The sequence below is a fragment of the Vibrio sp. E14 genome (assembly GCF_020515785.1).
Classification (GTDB): Bacteria; Pseudomonadota; Gammaproteobacteria; order Enterobacterales; family Vibrionaceae; genus Vibrio; species Vibrio diabolicus.
The window spans coordinates 1,087,457-1,102,242 of record NZ_JAHPJI010000001.1; the positions used below are offsets into that span (position 1 = coordinate 1,087,457).

At 43.5% G+C, this 14,786-nt stretch carries 11 protein-coding genes; 6 read left to right on the plus strand and 5 right to left on the minus strand.

Annotation, left to right across the window (positions count from 1 at the left end; all coding sequences use genetic code 11):
- Window positions 1-7 precede the first annotated feature (7 nt).
- Together LIX84_RS04680 and LIX84_RS04685 are read right to left on the minus strand one after the other, a co-directional pair.
- Complete coding sequence (locus LIX84_RS04680; protein ID WP_226420762.1) at window positions 8-2,653, minus strand: nitrate reductase; 2,646 nt, start codon at window positions 2,651-2,653, stop codon at window positions 8-10.
- A gap of 293 nt (window positions 2,654-2,946) precedes the next feature.
- Window positions 2,947-3,381, minus strand: a complete 435-nt coding sequence (locus LIX84_RS04685; RefSeq protein WP_170891792.1) for a GNAT family N-acetyltransferase — start codon at window positions 3,379-3,381, stop codon at window positions 2,947-2,949.
- Between the two features lie 381 nt (window positions 3,382-3,762).
- On the opposite strand from LIX84_RS04685, the gene LIX84_RS04690 reads away from it, so the two are divergent.
- The 5 genes from LIX84_RS04690 (at window position 3,763) to LIX84_RS04710 (ending at window position 10,394) form a co-directional block, all read left to right on the plus strand.
- Window positions 3,763-5,019 carry an aromatic amino acid transport family protein gene (locus tag LIX84_RS04690; RefSeq protein WP_005395639.1) on the plus strand — a complete coding sequence of 419 codons (1,257 nt, stop codon included), beginning with the start codon at window positions 3,763-3,765 and terminating at the stop codon, window positions 5,017-5,019.
- 616 nt (window positions 5,020-5,635) lie between these two features.
- On the plus strand, window positions 5,636-7,549 hold the full coding sequence (locus tag LIX84_RS04695; RefSeq protein ID WP_226420763.1) for a tetratricopeptide repeat-containing diguanylate cyclase: 1,914 nt from the start codon (window positions 5,636-5,638) through the stop codon (window positions 7,547-7,549).
- 7 nt (window positions 7,550-7,556) lie between these two features.
- The gene (locus tag LIX84_RS04700; RefSeq protein ID WP_012842508.1) at window positions 7,557-7,898 is read left to right on the plus strand and encodes a hypothetical protein; all 342 of its coding nucleotides are present in this window, start codon (window positions 7,557-7,559) and stop codon (window positions 7,896-7,898) included.
- A gap of 249 nt (window positions 7,899-8,147) precedes the next feature.
- Entirely contained in the window at window positions 8,148-9,926 is a 1,779-nt protein-coding gene (locus LIX84_RS04705) for a S8 family peptidase (RefSeq protein WP_226420764.1), read from the plus strand.
- A gap of 12 nt (window positions 9,927-9,938) precedes the next feature.
- The gene (locus tag LIX84_RS04710; RefSeq protein WP_012842506.1) at window positions 9,939-10,394 is read left to right on the plus strand and encodes a hypothetical protein; all 456 of its coding nucleotides are present in this window, start codon (window positions 9,939-9,941) and stop codon (window positions 10,392-10,394) included.
- A 147-nt stretch (window positions 10,395-10,541) separates the two neighbouring features.
- Here LIX84_RS04710 and LIX84_RS04715 read toward each other — a convergent pair whose 3' ends face one another.
- The 3 genes from LIX84_RS04715 to LIX84_RS04725 all read right to left on the minus strand — a co-directional run bounded on the left by LIX84_RS04715 (window position 10,542) and on the right by LIX84_RS04725 (window position 13,441).
- Window positions 10,542-11,471: an SRPBCC family protein gene (locus LIX84_RS04715; RefSeq protein WP_226420765.1), complete on the minus strand. Its 930-nt coding sequence runs from the start codon at window positions 11,469-11,471 to the stop codon at window positions 10,542-10,544.
- Window positions 11,472-11,559: 88 nt separating this feature from the next.
- Entirely contained in the window at window positions 11,560-12,801 is a 1,242-nt protein-coding gene (locus LIX84_RS04720; protein WP_226420766.1) for a sensor histidine kinase, read from the minus strand.
- Window positions 12,773-13,441 carry a response regulator transcription factor gene (locus LIX84_RS04725; RefSeq protein ID WP_226420767.1) on the minus strand — a complete coding sequence of 223 codons (669 nt, stop codon included), beginning with the start codon at window positions 13,439-13,441 and terminating at the stop codon, window positions 12,773-12,775. Before LIX84_RS04725 ends, LIX84_RS04720 begins: the two co-directional genes overlap by 29 nt.
- A 90-nt stretch (window positions 13,442-13,531) precedes the next feature.
- Here LIX84_RS04725 and LIX84_RS04730 point away from each other — a divergent pair, with 90 nt between their 5' ends.
- Window positions 13,532-14,731, plus strand: coding sequence for a DUF5666 domain-containing protein (locus LIX84_RS04730; RefSeq protein WP_226420768.1), 1,200 nt, complete (start codon window positions 13,532-13,534; stop codon window positions 14,729-14,731).
- The last annotated feature ends 55 nt before the right edge of the window (window positions 14,732-14,786 follow it).

The following is a 14,786-nucleotide window of genomic DNA, read 5'->3' on the forward strand; positions in this document are numbered from 1 at the left end:
TTATGATTTACTTTATTTGCATCGCCAGACTTTGCTGGCTCGCTTGCTGTTTGCCCTTTTGATGCTGATGGCTGTCGACCATTTGTTTGATTTGAGAAGCGCACGAGCCACAGTTGGTACCGCATTTGAGTTTGTTTTGAAGTTGGTTCAGTGAAGTGCAGTCTTGTTTCTCCATAGCATCATGTATTTGTTTATCGGTGACGCGGAAACAACTACAAACCAGTTTGGCACTGCTTTGCGATTGAGTGATGGTAAGCAATTGCGATAGCTCCATCGGCTTACCAATCAAGCCGGTAAAGTTGGTGTAGTCGGTTTGAATCGGTTCACTAGACACCACCAAAACAGAACGAATGATACGAACATCTCCAACAAGATCGTAATCCACTGCTAGCCAACCTTGGGCAATATCAATCGTGATCCTGCGGCTCTTTTCCGTTCGACAAAAACTCTGCTTTTTTGGTCGTTTATCGTGTGCGAAGCGCCAGATGCCCAAATTACTTTCTGCTTGAAATGCGCTGTAGAGAAACTTGCCGGAATCAAACTGTGTCCCGATGAACATACCGTAGGTTTTTACCGCTGCGTCTTGCACTTCAACATAAGACGACTTAAACGCAGGTTGCCCAGAAATAGGGTCTTTTGCGCTGTTTATTATCGCGTTAACACTGCTTTCACCGCCATATCGGCCCGCCCAGTGCATTGACATAAACAGATCCTGAAAACCTAAACCTTCATCAATGGCAACTTTGGCATAAATACCGGTGTTTGAAGTAGGCTGAAATAGCTTGGTGAGTTGTCCTGCTTTTAAGCGATTTTGAGTGGCGGAGAGTGTATTCATGTACACGGTTGGCTCTAACTCAGAGGCGGCTAGGTGTGCGATATGCCCTGTACGCGTCATGGTATGCCATTGGTCACGTTGCCTGCCCGTATTGAGCCACCAGCCTTTTGTTCTCTCTAAGCGTTGAGGTAATTCGCTGGTGACGACAAAACGCGCTTTTCCATCTGGGTGTGAATAGATTCCATCAGCAAAAGGGCGCCCTCCTCCCCATTGAGTCGGTACCCACTCTTCGTATTCTTGCTCGGTTAAGTTTGCGTGTTGAGACAGGTCGAGCTTCAATGGCGAATCTGCATTCATACCTGTCATCGCCGCATATTCCCTGAATACCGCCCGCTCAGAAGTAAACGCAAAGCCATTTTGTGTTTTTTCCAATGTACACAGAGCTTGTCCGACTTGGCTTATCGCCCACCAATCTGGTTTTACTTCACCAGGTGGTATTTGAAACTGACGTTGACGAGACATTCTACGTTCAGAGTTAGTCACCATGCCTTGCTTTTCACCCCAACCAGCCGCTGGCAATAAAACATCTGCATATTTAGCAACGTCCGACTCCGCGGTAATATCAGACACAATCACAAAAGGACAAGCCTCTAACGCGCGCTTAACCATCTGATTATCAGGCAAAGAAACCACGGGATTGGTTGCCATGATCCACAGAACTTTAATCTCACCACGTTCTACCGCCTCAAACAGTTCAACGGCTTTTAAACCGGGCTGAGTGGCAATTTCTGGTGAATCCCAAAACGCTTGGACTTGCTTGATAGAATCTGCGTCAAAAGCGCGATGAACCGCTAGTTGGTTTGCCAAACCACCGACTTCTCGCCCACCCATCGCATTCGGCTGACCTGTAATAGAAAACGGCCCACAACCTGTCTTGGCAATTTTACCTGACGCCAAATGTGCATTAATAATGGCATTGCCTTTATCAACACCATTTTCGGCTTGATTAACCCCTTGGCAAAACAACGTGATTGCGGTTGGGCTTTGCGCAAACCATTGGAAGAATGTCATGAGTTTTTCTTCTGAAATGCCAATGGAAGACGTCAAATTAGTGACATCGTAACGCAAATCAGAAACTTCTTCTGTAAGTGCATTAAATCCGTCGGTATAGGAGTTTATGTATTGAGAATCAATGCATTGCTGCTCAATAAGAAACTTAAGCAGCCCATTAAACAGTGATACATCTCCATCGTTCTTAATCGGTAGATGCAAATCAGCTTGCTGCGCGGTGACCGTTTCACGCGGGTCAATAACCACCAACTTGAGATTAGGATTGTTCTCTCTCGCTTGTTGAATGCGTCGAAATAAAACAGGGTGCGTCCAAGCGGTATTCGCGCCGCAAATTATCAATAGCTCAGTCTTATCAATGTCATCGTAATTGACGGGAACGACATCTTCACCAAATGCTCGTACATGAGCCGCAACCGCCGAAGACATACACAAACGGGAGTTAGTATCGATGTTTGCGCTGCCAACATAGCCTTTCATGAGTTTGTTGGCGATGTAATAGTCTTCCGTCAACAACTGACCAGAAACATACATCGCGACAGAATCTGGTCCAAACTCCGCTTTTGCTTGATGGATCTCTTGTGCAATTAAGTCTGTGACCGACTGCCATGACACTTCTTTTTCCCTTAGCTTAGGGTAGAGCAATCTTGAAGGCATTTGTAAGCTTTCTGCTAATGCGACACCCTTTACACACAGTGAACCGGAATTGGCCGGATGAAGCGCATCTCCAATAATCTTGTTATTGCTGATTTCAATTCCGCAGCCTACTCCGCAATACGGACAAGTTGTCTTTCTACACCCTTGTGACATAACGCCTCCTGCGCGACTAATCCTAAATTACAGGCAAAAAAAAAGCCTCTCCCGAATCGAGAGAGGCAGCAATGCCTTTAACGCTGTTAGTACATTTTCAAAAGTAATACCCTATCCCGCTCTCGCCTGCTATAGAGAGCGGCGCATCGAGTTAACGATGAACATTTATCTCAAAGCAAACGAGATGCCAAGATTGAAAATCTTTAATTTACAAAACGTTAGAATGTAAACAACTATTGCAAAGTAATACCGCGCACTGATTGAGTGCAAGTTTCGTTCATTATCGTGCAGGGTTACTTTACCAATTCCATGACCAATCTAGACTCTTCGTCGCCGAAATAATGCGCTTCTTCTTTTAATACTTTGAAGCCAAGGGAGAGGTACAAAGACAATGCAGGCTGATTATTCGGATCGACCGTCAACTTCACACTTGAACCCAACTTCAACGGCGCGATGGTACTTTCAATCAGAGAACGCGCAATACCCTTACCACGATGTTGAGTATCGACAGCCAGTGACATGATCCAATATTGCTGCGCATTTGTGCTTGTCGTCAGCAAAATATACCCTGCGACTTGCTCCCCCTCTTTCGCCACTAGTAAGCTTTCCCCCCAACAATCAAAAGCTTGTCGAAAGAAAAATTGAGGATAGGCATGTTCTCCAAATAAAGTATTTTCAAGCGTATATACAGCCAATAAGTCGTCTTTATGTGCAGACAGAATGTCCATTCAATGATTCCTCCTTTAACATTTGTGGCGGCAGTATATACCTAAAGCTCATCTAAATGCAGGACTCATAGACCTGCCACTTGCTAACTCTCCAATATGCACCATGGCACATTAAGTAAGAGCAAGCTTCTTTAGCATATACATCCATGATTAAGTTTTAACCACAAAATCAAAAACCACCCATTAGTAAAAATTTGAAATATAACACCAATTTATTACTTGAATTTTAGATTAAAACTCTAGTTTTTAAAAAAATTCATAGTTTGATAAGTTACAACCACCCCTTATATTCAGCATGATTCACCACACTTCCGATGTGATAACAAACACCAAAACCTATACCATTCTCCGCATTATTATTTTTATAAAAGCGAGTTTTAAGTGAAAGAATCTCGAAATGCGTTAAATTCCAGTGAATTAAACACAACAACATCTTGGTCAAAACACGATACACATTGGGTCCTTAGTCTGTTTGGAACAGCCGTTGGTGCAGGCATTCTATTTCTGCCGATCAACCTGGGTATTGGCGGGTTTTGGCCGTTAGTCGCAATGGCTGTGCTTGCTTTCCCAATGACTTATCTTGCCCACCGTGGTTTAGCTCGCTTTGTACTGTCTTCCAAGATCAAAAATGCAGACTTTACTGATGTAGTGGAAGAGCACTTTGGCGCAAAAGCGGGTCGCTCTATTTCACTGCTGTATTTTCTTTCGATCTTCCCGATCCTGTTAATTTACGGTGTCGGTATTACCAATACCGTAGACAGTTTTATGGTTAACCAAGCTGATATGGCTTCTTTGCCTCGCCCTCTGCTTTCAGGTGTACTAGTGTTTGCATTAATTGCCATTATGATGGCGGGCGAAAAAGTCATGCTACGGGCTTTTGCCATTATGGTTTACCCATTAGTGGCTATTCTTGCCTTTCTTTCATTTTACTTGATACCAAACTGGACCATGCCAATCATGGACGTCCCAGAAGCGTCTGCTTTTGCTAGCACTATGTGGTTAGCGGTTCCTGTGGTTATTTTCTCGTTTAGTCACGCTGCTGCGATTTCAAGCTTTGCAAATGTGCAACGTCGCCATTATGGTGATCAAGCGGATGCGAAATCCGAAGTAATTCTTCGACGCACTAGCATCATGTTAATTGCGTTTGTGCTTATTTTTGTCTTTTCGTGTGTATTAGCGCTGTCACCAGAGCAATTGGCTCAAGCTAAAGAACAAAACGTGTCGGTGCTGTCTTATTTAGCCAATGCAACAGACAACCCATTTATCGCAACGCTTGGTCCTTTGGTGGCTTTTGTTGCTATCACTTCCTCTTTTCTTGGGCACTTTTTAGGTGCACGCGAAAGCTTAAATGGTTTAATTACTAAACACTCTAAACTGTCTGAAAAGCGAGTTGATCGTATCAGCGTTGCAGTACTTTTCTTTTCAATCTGGGCAGCAGCGATCATGAACCCAAGCATTCTTGGTATGATGGAAGCGTTGTCAGGGCCTGTTATCGCGATGATCTTATTTATTATGCCAATGTTAGCGGTATACAAAATCGATGCATTGAAACAATATCGTGGGAATGGCTCAACTTACTTTGTTTTAACTGCGGGCATTGTAGCGGTAAGTGCATTGGTTTTTAGCTTCTTCAGCTAAAAAGTAGTTATTAGGTTGGATTTTCAGGGGAATACCTTATACGAGATTAAGGTGATTCCCTGAATTTTCTTACTTTTAAGCGGGTAACCATCGTTACCATTGACTCTTAGATAAGAGCAAAAACGCCCGCAATCATAAGTACTGAAGCGATACAAGTGCGGCCAATAATACCGAAGTGTGAAGGTTGAATCATTTCATTATGCATAGTTAATCTCCTGTTTATTATAAAAGCCATTTTTTATTGGCTTAATAACACTATGTCTAATATCGAGTTTTTTAACAACCCATACAAACATTAAATATTTATGACAGAAAGATAATTTTTTAGCGAACCAGCCATCTTTCGAGATGCGAATCGCACCGACTAAATGATGAAATTTACACCACTAACAATGTTCGACACACTAGATTCGTCGCACTGTTTATCTTGTCGTTAAATCAATCTTTCCACTTTTGAGCATATTTATCATTATAAATCATAATATTAGCCTCACCTTTCGCGAAACTTTCTTCACAAGCCGTTTGTAACTCGGAATCCATCCGCACTTAGCCAATAAGAAGTGATAGACTTACCTAGTATTAGGGTTAAACGAGATCACATTTTATTAATAAGCTCATGCACTTTCCGATTAAAACGCTAACTTGCGCGCTGTTCTCAGTACTTGGATTCTTCTTCCATCCAACCCATGTACTTGCCAACACAGAAAAACAGGGCTATCTGGAAGAACACATTTCTCCTCAAAGCAGCTACATGCTCAATCTCTATTTTCGTTCAATGGGTAAGCCGCGCTCAATTGAAGAAGATGAATTAGTTGCGCCACAGAATGCGTCAGCGGAATCTCTTGCCCTTTATTACTTTGCGCGCCTTTACCTAAAGCGCTACGAAGGCGTTCCGCTGCCCAAAGATATGCCTGATTTAATTGAGTTTGGGACAGAGCATCATTTACCATGGGTAGTCGCTGAAGCACAGCTTAATAAAGCGGTAACCATGATTGAACTAGACGATAATTGGAATGCAGAACTTGTACTCCATGACATCATCGCTGAAGCCCGCGATCTCGGCTACTTAGCGCTAGAAGGAAGAGCATATCGCTGGCTAGGGAACTTAGAGGTTTCACGGAATCAACTACGTAGCGGACTCAAGTATTACCGAACCGCCTATGAGTTGTTAGAGAGAACCGTATTTGAAATGCAAGTTGCCATGACGCTGAATAACATCGGTACCGTCTATATCGATGCATCCGATTGGGCTCGCGCCAGTAGCTACCTTACGCAAGCACTCGATACCTATTTAAACAGCAAATATCAATATGACAACAGCCTTTTCATTGGGGTTATCTACGCAAACTTAAGTATTGTTCACTTAAGCAGTGGAGATAGCGAAAAGGCAGAATACTATTTTAATGAAGCAATCCGACTCTCAATGCAAACGGGGTCAGACGTCATCAAACACTATTCATTATCCAGCTTCTCACAAATGTTAAGTTCGATAGGGAAAATTGATGAAGCGTTGATGGTTGCACAGCGTTGCGTAGCTCTCCCTATCACGGGAAACGTAGAGGCGAAAAAAATGCCTTGTTATGAAGCATATGCAGAAGCATACCTCGCAGATGAACAATACGATAAAGCTATTTCGACAGCTATCAACGTACTTGAGCAAACTAAATCAACCGATGAGCTAGAAATACGACAGCGCATTGATATGCTGTCGGTCCTAGTAAACGCGAATCAAACCCTTAATAATTTTGAAGCGGCTTTTCGTTACTTAACTCAATTAAGAGAGCTAGAAGCTGAATTTTCTCATCATATTCACGGCGAAGAGATGATTAACATTAAGTTTGACCTCGAAGCTAAGTTAGCTCAAAAAGAACTCAAGCTACTAGAAACGAAAAATGCGTTGCAAGCCTCAGAGCTGCGCTCACAACGCTATAGAGAAATGTTCTACTTTATCGCTATCGCAGCGATTGGTGTCGTTGGCTTTCGTTACGTACTGCGCGTTAGGCGTATTAATAAGGCACTCACTCAAGAAAATACTACCGATCCATTAACTCAACTGCACAACCGTCGCTACCTTCCCATTTGGCTGGATAAAATGGCTCGTAGAAGCCCAGATAGAACGTTTGCCTTAGCCGTATTAGATATCGATCATTTTAAAACGTTTAACGATGAATATGGGCATGATATTGGCGACAAGATGTTAATGCATATTGCCAGGTTATTTAATGAATCGACTCGCTCTGGTGACCTACTCATCCGTTGGGGTGGAGAGGAGTTTGTCTTATTATTTGAAGTCAACAGAACTGAAGATTGCGCTAAATTCTTGGATCGATTGAGATATATCGTGGAAAACACGCCACTAGTGGTTGACTCTAAGTCATTAAACGCGACAATTTCTCTCGGAGCTGTCGACAGACTGTCCGTAAAAACTATTCAACAAGAATGGGATCAATGGTTTTTCTTCGCAGATCAAGCTTTGTATGACGCAAAGCAAGCAGGAAGAAATCGCTTCGTTATTCACCCGACGTCATAAGATCAAAATGAAAAAAATCCTAACCATCGCTATTTTTGCGCCTGCACTTCTCACTGCGTGTAGTAACCATCAAGCCTCTCAACTGGGAATGCGCAGCAGCAGTGTTAACGTATATGCCCAACAAATGAGTAACACTCAGTTGTGCGAGACCCTCTACTACAACCGTGCAACCAACCAAACCAAAGTTGCGATTGGCGCTGAGTTTAACCGACGTGGTTTAAACAAGAAGTGGTGTGATAGTGAGTTCAATAAGCTATACATCAAAAAGTGGATTGATAACGTGTTACCCAAAGAAAAGGCCAAACCGAAGAAACCAATGGCGACAATTCAACCCGCTTCAACTAAATAATCCTTCCTCTCAAAGCAGACAGTACGACCGTATTTTCTGCTTTTCACTTTTCATGCGTGCGCCATTCGACATTAAAAAACCCTATAATTTCAGTGAATTAACACTGACTCATGTTGTTCGTCGAACTTTTGATGTAAACAAGTTGTAAATGGTTTTCGTCCTTATTCTTTGTCGTTAGCTTTGTTTATTCCTGTTAGAGGAATATGAAACAGGAGCTAAAAAATTCCAAACAAAGACATGAGGTCAAAAATGGAAATACGCATTAACCGCCTATTTGCTGCTATGTTGGCAGTAGGCATTGCACCTGCCGTCTCGGCGTTTGATCCACTCTATTCTGAACAATGGCACTTAGACAACACAGGGCAAACTGCTTTTGCAGCTAACCCAGCTGTTGCTGGGAACGACCTAAACACCAAGCTCACTCAAGCAATGGGTATTGCGGGTATTGGTGTAAAAGTCGCGGTCATTGATTCTGGAGTGCAGATCGATCACCCAGATCTTGCAGGTAATATAGTTACAGGTAGCAGAAACTTCGTCGAAGACTCTTCTTTCCCATTAAGTTATCCGGTTGATACCAATGGTCACGGTACTGCTGTTGCCGGTTTGATCAGCGCAGTCGGCAACAATGGTGAAGGTGGACGCGGTGTTGCTTCTCACTCTTCTCTTATTGGTTTTAACTGGTTAGCCAACCAGACATTAGAAGGCTGGCTAATCTCTCACGGCATGGACCCAGCCACACACGATGTTCGTGTATTTAACCAAAGCTACGGTTTCAGCCCGATCAACCCAATAACTTTTGATGAAAGCGATCCTCAACTTAAACTTGAAATGGACGTGATAAAAAATGTCAGCGAGAGTAACTCATGGGGACGCGGTGCTGTATTTGTTAAGTCAGCCGGCAATGGTTATCGCTATTTCAATGCGGGAAGATTCTTCGTATTACCAAGTAACTTCTTTGCTGGTGGAGACAACCAAGGCTTGCCGATGCACAACTCCGCTCAGTCTTATGACAACGCCAACTACTTTAATTTAATCACCAGTGCACTACGTTCGGATGGCACGCGAGCGAGTTACTCATCGGTGGGGTCTAACGTGTGGGTTGCCGCACCAGCAGGTGAATATGGGCAAGACTTCCCTGCCATGGTCACCACCGATTTGATGGGTTGTGAAGAAGGGCAAAATACCAGCGACGGACTTGGTATCAATGGCTTACACGGCGGAACGGAGCTAGACCCGAACTGTAACTATACCAGTACAATGAACGGAACCTCGTCTGCTGCGCCAAACACGTCCGGTGCCATCGCGGCAATCATGTCCACGAATCATGCACTTTCTGCTCGTGATGTACGTGCTTTGCTAGCAGAGACAGCAAAAGTAACGGATAAAACGCATCCAGGCGTACAACTTGAATTTACTAACCACAAAGGTGAACAGGTTAGCTACAAGGCCATTTCTCCTTGGCAGAAAAACGCCGCAGGCGTAGATTTCCATACTTTTTATGGCTTCGGCGCTGTCGATTTGGATGAAGCAATGCAACGTGCTCGCATGACGAATCGAGTTTTACCGCCTCAAGTTATTACACCTTGGGTTAATAATGCTAAACAAGTCAGTGTACCCGATGCGAGTCTGGCTGGCGGTTCATCAAGTATCGCTATTGCCGATGATCTGAAGGTAGAATCCGTTCAAGTGAAATTGACATTAGACCACTCTCGCCTGCCCGACTTAGCTATCGAGCTCGTTTCGCCATCAGGGACTCGTTCCGTTTTGCAAACACCACGTAATGGTCTTGTTGGTCAATCTCTTGACCCAACGATTACTGGCTACAAAGACCAACTAATGTTGTCTAACCAGTTCTATGGCGAAGATGCAAAAGGCGAATGGACATTACGAGCAATCGATACGAATGGCGACGAAGTCTTTTCTTACATTGCATATTTTAACTCTTCAACCATCTATGACGTTCCGATGGCAAACAACGCTCAGCCAGGTGTTATTAAGAGCTGGTCGATGCGCATCTTTGGACACTAAGGAGTCAATTACATGAAATACATATCATTTTCTATGCTGGCTCTTTCTATGATGACGGCTAGCGCATACGCTGAGCAACAACTCTCTCAACAACCCGCACCTGAACTGTTTGTGCCTTCAGAAGCGGTTGAGATTAATGGCCAAGATTATCGCAAGGTGCAAACGGGTACAGCTAGGAGCCTATCCGAAGAAGTAAAACTTCAAGCCGGTGATGAAGTGTTTAAGAATGCGTTTAGCAATGTATCCAAGGCCACTGGACTGGTTTACATCACGGTAAACAATCCTAACGAAGCGAAAGCGGTCGCCAAAGAGCTAAAGCTGGAAGTTGTCTTCGCAGAGGGAGAGTCTGCGGTGTTAAAAGCATCTCAAGATCAAGATCTACTGAGCATTAGCGACTATCTAAACGCAGACAGCCGGGTAAAAGCGTCTAAAATTGAACTAAACAGCGGTAAGTACCGTGCACAATAATTCTCTAGCAAGAGAAGTTGGCTGATAAAACCATGCCTCGGCAATTGCTGAGGCATTTTTATAGGTGAGTATAGAAACCCTCTTTTTCTTTTGTAGATTACTACGGAACTAGCATGATATTTAGGGGAGCGTGTCCGGCAACGCCTGTCATTTCTTAAATAAAATAACTTCGGTTCTTAGTTTATCCTGCGTGGTTTCTTGCGGGTTATCTAAGTAGCGCTCAATCCCTAATGGACTGGTTTTGGCTTTCATACCACTCTGACGAACCAAGTTCATCGCTAAAGCCCATGCATTTCCCAAAAACTGATATTCCCCACGGTGCTCGACGACAAATGTTTCACTCTCAGGTATGGTACCGGAAACCGCGCCCTCTGGCGCAGTTACTGCATTATCAAGTGGCAAGCAAGTGATAAACTCAAACGTGCCTTTCTGCATATCCATCGACTGGTAATAACAAAATAACTCGCCGTTCACATATAAGCCCTTGTCATCAACTATCTGCTTTAACTGTTGAACTTGTTCTTCTATTACCGGACCTAATTCTGGAATGGTGGCCTCGCCTTTTATTCCGATGTAGTGAACCTGAGGCAGGGTTCGATTACCAATTTCAACCAAGTCTGAGAGCACTTGCCCGGTTTCAAGTTTGCTTTTGAGCATGCGTAGCCCACGTTGATAATCCATCTCTATCATCGACTTAAACATACTTTTCAAAAAGAACAGATACCAAGGAACGCGTGATTGCATTTGCCATTCGACTAAACAACCATCTTGTGACGGCGTCACTATTAGAGTCACCTTTCCGTGACTCTTGATTGGGCGAAAGAAATGAAGCTCCATATCTAACCGATGTTCTTGAGTGCTTTCCAATACAATGGCACCAGTTCCAATACGCTGACCATTCCATTGGTAACCGGCTCCAACGTGACCTTGATTATCGCTGAATGTCAGCTCGCAGCTCGGTTCAAGAATGATCCAAGGTGACCAATCTGGCCAGTTATTAAAATCCTTGAGATAGCCAATAATCTCGCTTTGATTCTTATTAATTTCAATACTTCTGCTGACCTGATAAGAAAGCATAACGGTTCCTCAAGTTTCCGCGTCACTAACTTCAGTCTAATTCAAATTCCAGTTTTTTCTTGTTTGACTGTGGGTTAGACGCACAAAGCTAGGAACAGAATTCCACTTTCGCACTAAATCGAACACCATCATCGTCCAGTATTAACGCCCATCCCATCCGTTCACATATGCGTTGTACGATAACAAGACCACAACCGTAGCCGGCGTTGTACGTCTCGTTACCATCGTGACGATTCAGGATCTTAAGAGCATGACCATCCAACTCAATCTCAATATCTCCCACACTATAGCTAAAGGCGTTTTTAATCAGATTGTTGATTACAATGGTCACAAAACTCTCTGGTGCATTCACGACACCACTATGTTGTTCGTGCAAAGAGTAATTCGAGTCTTGCTTGGCAAATAAAGGGGCCAGCTCTTCCAGTTGTTTTTGTAAACAAGTAAGAAGTGGATGCTCTCCGTAATGCTGAGGCTCTATTTTCTCTTTACCGAGCAAGAGAAACGCTTCTGTCAGTACGCGCATGTCTTCACAAGCTGACTGCATCCTCGCGATGGCTTTTTGCGCGACTCGAGGTTGATCTGGAATACGCGTTAGAATGTCTGTTGAGCCTTTGATCACCATGATTGGCGTTCTCAACTCATGCGATGCAAAACGACTAAATTCTTGTTCTCGTTTGAAATAGCCCGCGATATCGTTTTTATTATCCAGCAAAGTTTGCTCTATTTGGCGTGTCTCGCTGAACTTGGTTTCAACTTGGAAAGCGGGTTGATCCGGTGACATTTGGCTGATTTTGTCTTCGATTTGCGCTAGTGGTCGAGACAATATTCGCACCATATAAATGCCATACCCGACCATAACAAATGAAAATAAGCCACCAAGCAGTAGCGTAAACTGATGCAGCGAACTTTCGTATTCGTCGAGGTAATCATCGGAGTCATCTTGAAACACAATGTACATAAGCCCCTTCCCTGAGGGGTGTTTCAATACGACAAAGTGTTTGTCTTCTTCACCAAGCAGATATTCGTAAAAACCGGGCGAAGTAAAAGAGAGCAACCAATCCGGTGTCGGTGCTTCACTCCAATATGAGTTGAACTCCAATACGTTTGGCAATGGCGCATCCCAGCCCTGTTTCTCGAAATTCTCACTATAAAGCGCAGCTTCAGTATCAAGCCAGTGATGTAAACTCAGCACTTCGAGTTTGTTTTCTGCCACATAAATCAGCGACCAAAAAAGAGTAAACATCACAAGCGTCATTACCCCAAAACCCCAACGGATCTTGCGATAAATACTTGGATATTCGTTATGCTTTAAGTCGGTAACCTTGTCCATGAATAGTCTCTAATCGTGATTCTTCAAAACCTTTGTCTAACGCGGTTCTTAAACCATAAATATGGCTACGAAGTGCATCACTTCCGGGTGGTTCGTCTCCCCACACACTATCGATCACTTCCTTGCGCGAAACCGATGCTGGAGCACGTTGGAGAAGTAACTTTAAAATCTTGGTTTGAATTCGGCTCAGCTTAATTTCTTTGTCTTTTCTCGTCACTTTGCCTGTGCGCGCATCTAAACAAATGTCCGCAAACTTGAGCGTTCCAATATCTTGCCTTGGACCGCGATTAGCCAAAGCATGAACACGTAAACTAAGCTCTTCCATCGCAAATGGCTTCATTAAATAATCATCGCCTCCCGCTTTAAATGCCGCGATTTTGTCATCTAACGTATCTTTTGCGGTAAGGAAGAGGATTGGCGTTCCACAGAGCTGATCTTGTCGAAGTTTCTGTACCGTACTAATGCCATCGAGCTTAGGCATCATGATATCCATGATGATTACATCGTAATGATTATCCTCGATTAACTTCAGTGCGGCCTCACCATGATACGCACAATCGATAATCATGCCTTCAAGCTCAAGATAGTCCGCAATCGTCTCCGAGACATTGTGGTTGTCATCTACAATTAAAATTTTCATAAAAATCACATTTCTTCACGATCTCTTCACGATATGCCCAATAAGATACAGACAATTTCCTAAACTAGCTCGTAAATTGAGGTTAATACAATGAAAAAACTCGCTCTTATTTCTGTAGTAGGTTTGGCATTGTCTGGTTGTGGTGGTTCAGGTGGTGGCAGCAATAGCGATAGCACGCCAACTCAACCAGTAGTGAAACCAAGTGTAGCGATTGGCTCTGTTGAAGCGGTCAACGCTGAAGAAAACACGTTAACCGTCAATGGATATACATACCATGTGTCTGGGGTGGTTTATGGCGATACATCAATGCAATTGGCCGATGTAGAACCAAAAATGATGGTTCAAGTAGGAACAGATGTTCGTAAAGCGTCTGACGATGGCTTCTTAATAACACTTGAGCCAACCATTACCGGACGTGTTACAGCAATTGATTATGTGAAGAAAACATTTACGGTAAACGGCGTAGATCTGCAGTTTGACGGTTTAAGTGATGATATAGAGATCAACGACTGGGTGATGGTGTCATCCTTGCCGACTGCGGATGCGGGTTATCGAGTGTTGTCTGTGGTCGAAATCGACGTAGATAACGATTACCCAGCCCTTGGAAGCTACTACGAACTGGAAGGTCGCATTACTAGTATCGATGAAAATGCTAGCACGTTTGAGCTTGGTACAAATATAACCGTATCTTACGACAACATTAGCCAACTTAGCATCGGCCAATGGGTGGAAGTAGAAGGTGAAATGCAAAACGGCATCTTCATGGCAAATGAGGTAGAAGTTGAAGGCTACGACGTCATAAGCAATGACAGCGATGTGGAAGGCATCGTGACTTGGGTTGCAAATGATTACAGTGAGTTTTCATTAAACTACCGAGGTGCATTCTTCATCGATAACGCAACACGATTTGAAGATGGCAGCAAAGCGAACCTAAAACAAGGCCAAGAAGTGGAAGTAACGTCTGTCATGAAAAATGGCAAACGCATCGCTACCGTTATTGAGTTTGAGCAACCAGACTTTGACGATAACAACCAATGGCAAGGTAAAGAATTTGAATGTGAAGGATACGTATCAAACTACGATGCTGAAGCAAGAACATTTAACATCGAGCGTTGCGAAAACGACGCAGATCAATTGCTAAACAACACTACCGTTGTGATTGATGTACAAACACGCTTCCAAGGCATCGAAGAACTTAACCTAAATGGTGCTCGTGTCGAAGTCGATGGTGTAATCATCAACGACCAAAATATTGCCCGTGAAGTGGAGTTGGACGTTTACGACAACTGATACCTTCTACGCTAAAGAAAAAGTGTCACTTCGGTGGCACTTTTTTGTTTTTCTA

What these genes read in the sequence shown, in the direction of transcription:
- LIX84_RS04680 (WP_226420762.1), bottom strand. Translation starts at nt 2,653, where the DNA reads ATGTCACAAGGGTGTAGAAAGACAACTTGTCCGTATTGCGGAGTAGGC.
- LIX84_RS04685 (WP_170891792.1), bottom strand. Translation starts at nt 3,381, where the DNA reads ATGGACATTCTGTCTGCACATAAAGACGACTTATTGGCTGTATATACG.
- LIX84_RS04695 (WP_226420763.1), top strand. Translation starts at nt 5,636, where the DNA reads ATGCACTTTCCGATTAAAACGCTAACTTGCGCGCTGTTCTCAGTACTT.
- LIX84_RS04700 (WP_012842508.1), top strand. Translation starts at nt 7,557, where the DNA reads ATGAAAAAAATCCTAACCATCGCTATTTTTGCGCCTGCACTTCTCACT.
- LIX84_RS04705 (WP_226420764.1), top strand. Translation starts at nt 8,148, where the DNA reads ATGGAAATACGCATTAACCGCCTATTTGCTGCTATGTTGGCAGTAGGC.
- LIX84_RS04710 (WP_012842506.1), top strand. Translation starts at nt 9,939, where the DNA reads ATGAAATACATATCATTTTCTATGCTGGCTCTTTCTATGATGACGGCT.
- LIX84_RS04715 (WP_226420765.1), bottom strand. Translation starts at nt 11,471, where the DNA reads ATGCTTTCTTATCAGGTCAGCAGAAGTATTGAAATTAATAAGAATCAA.
- LIX84_RS04720 (WP_226420766.1), bottom strand. Translation starts at nt 12,801, where the DNA reads ATGGACAAGGTTACCGACTTAAAGCATAACGAATATCCAAGTATTTAT.
- LIX84_RS04725 (WP_226420767.1), bottom strand. Translation starts at nt 13,441, where the DNA reads ATGAAAATTTTAATTGTAGATGACAACCACAATGTCTCGGAGACGATT.
- LIX84_RS04730 (WP_226420768.1), top strand. Translation starts at nt 13,532, where the DNA reads ATGAAAAAACTCGCTCTTATTTCTGTAGTAGGTTTGGCATTGTCTGGT.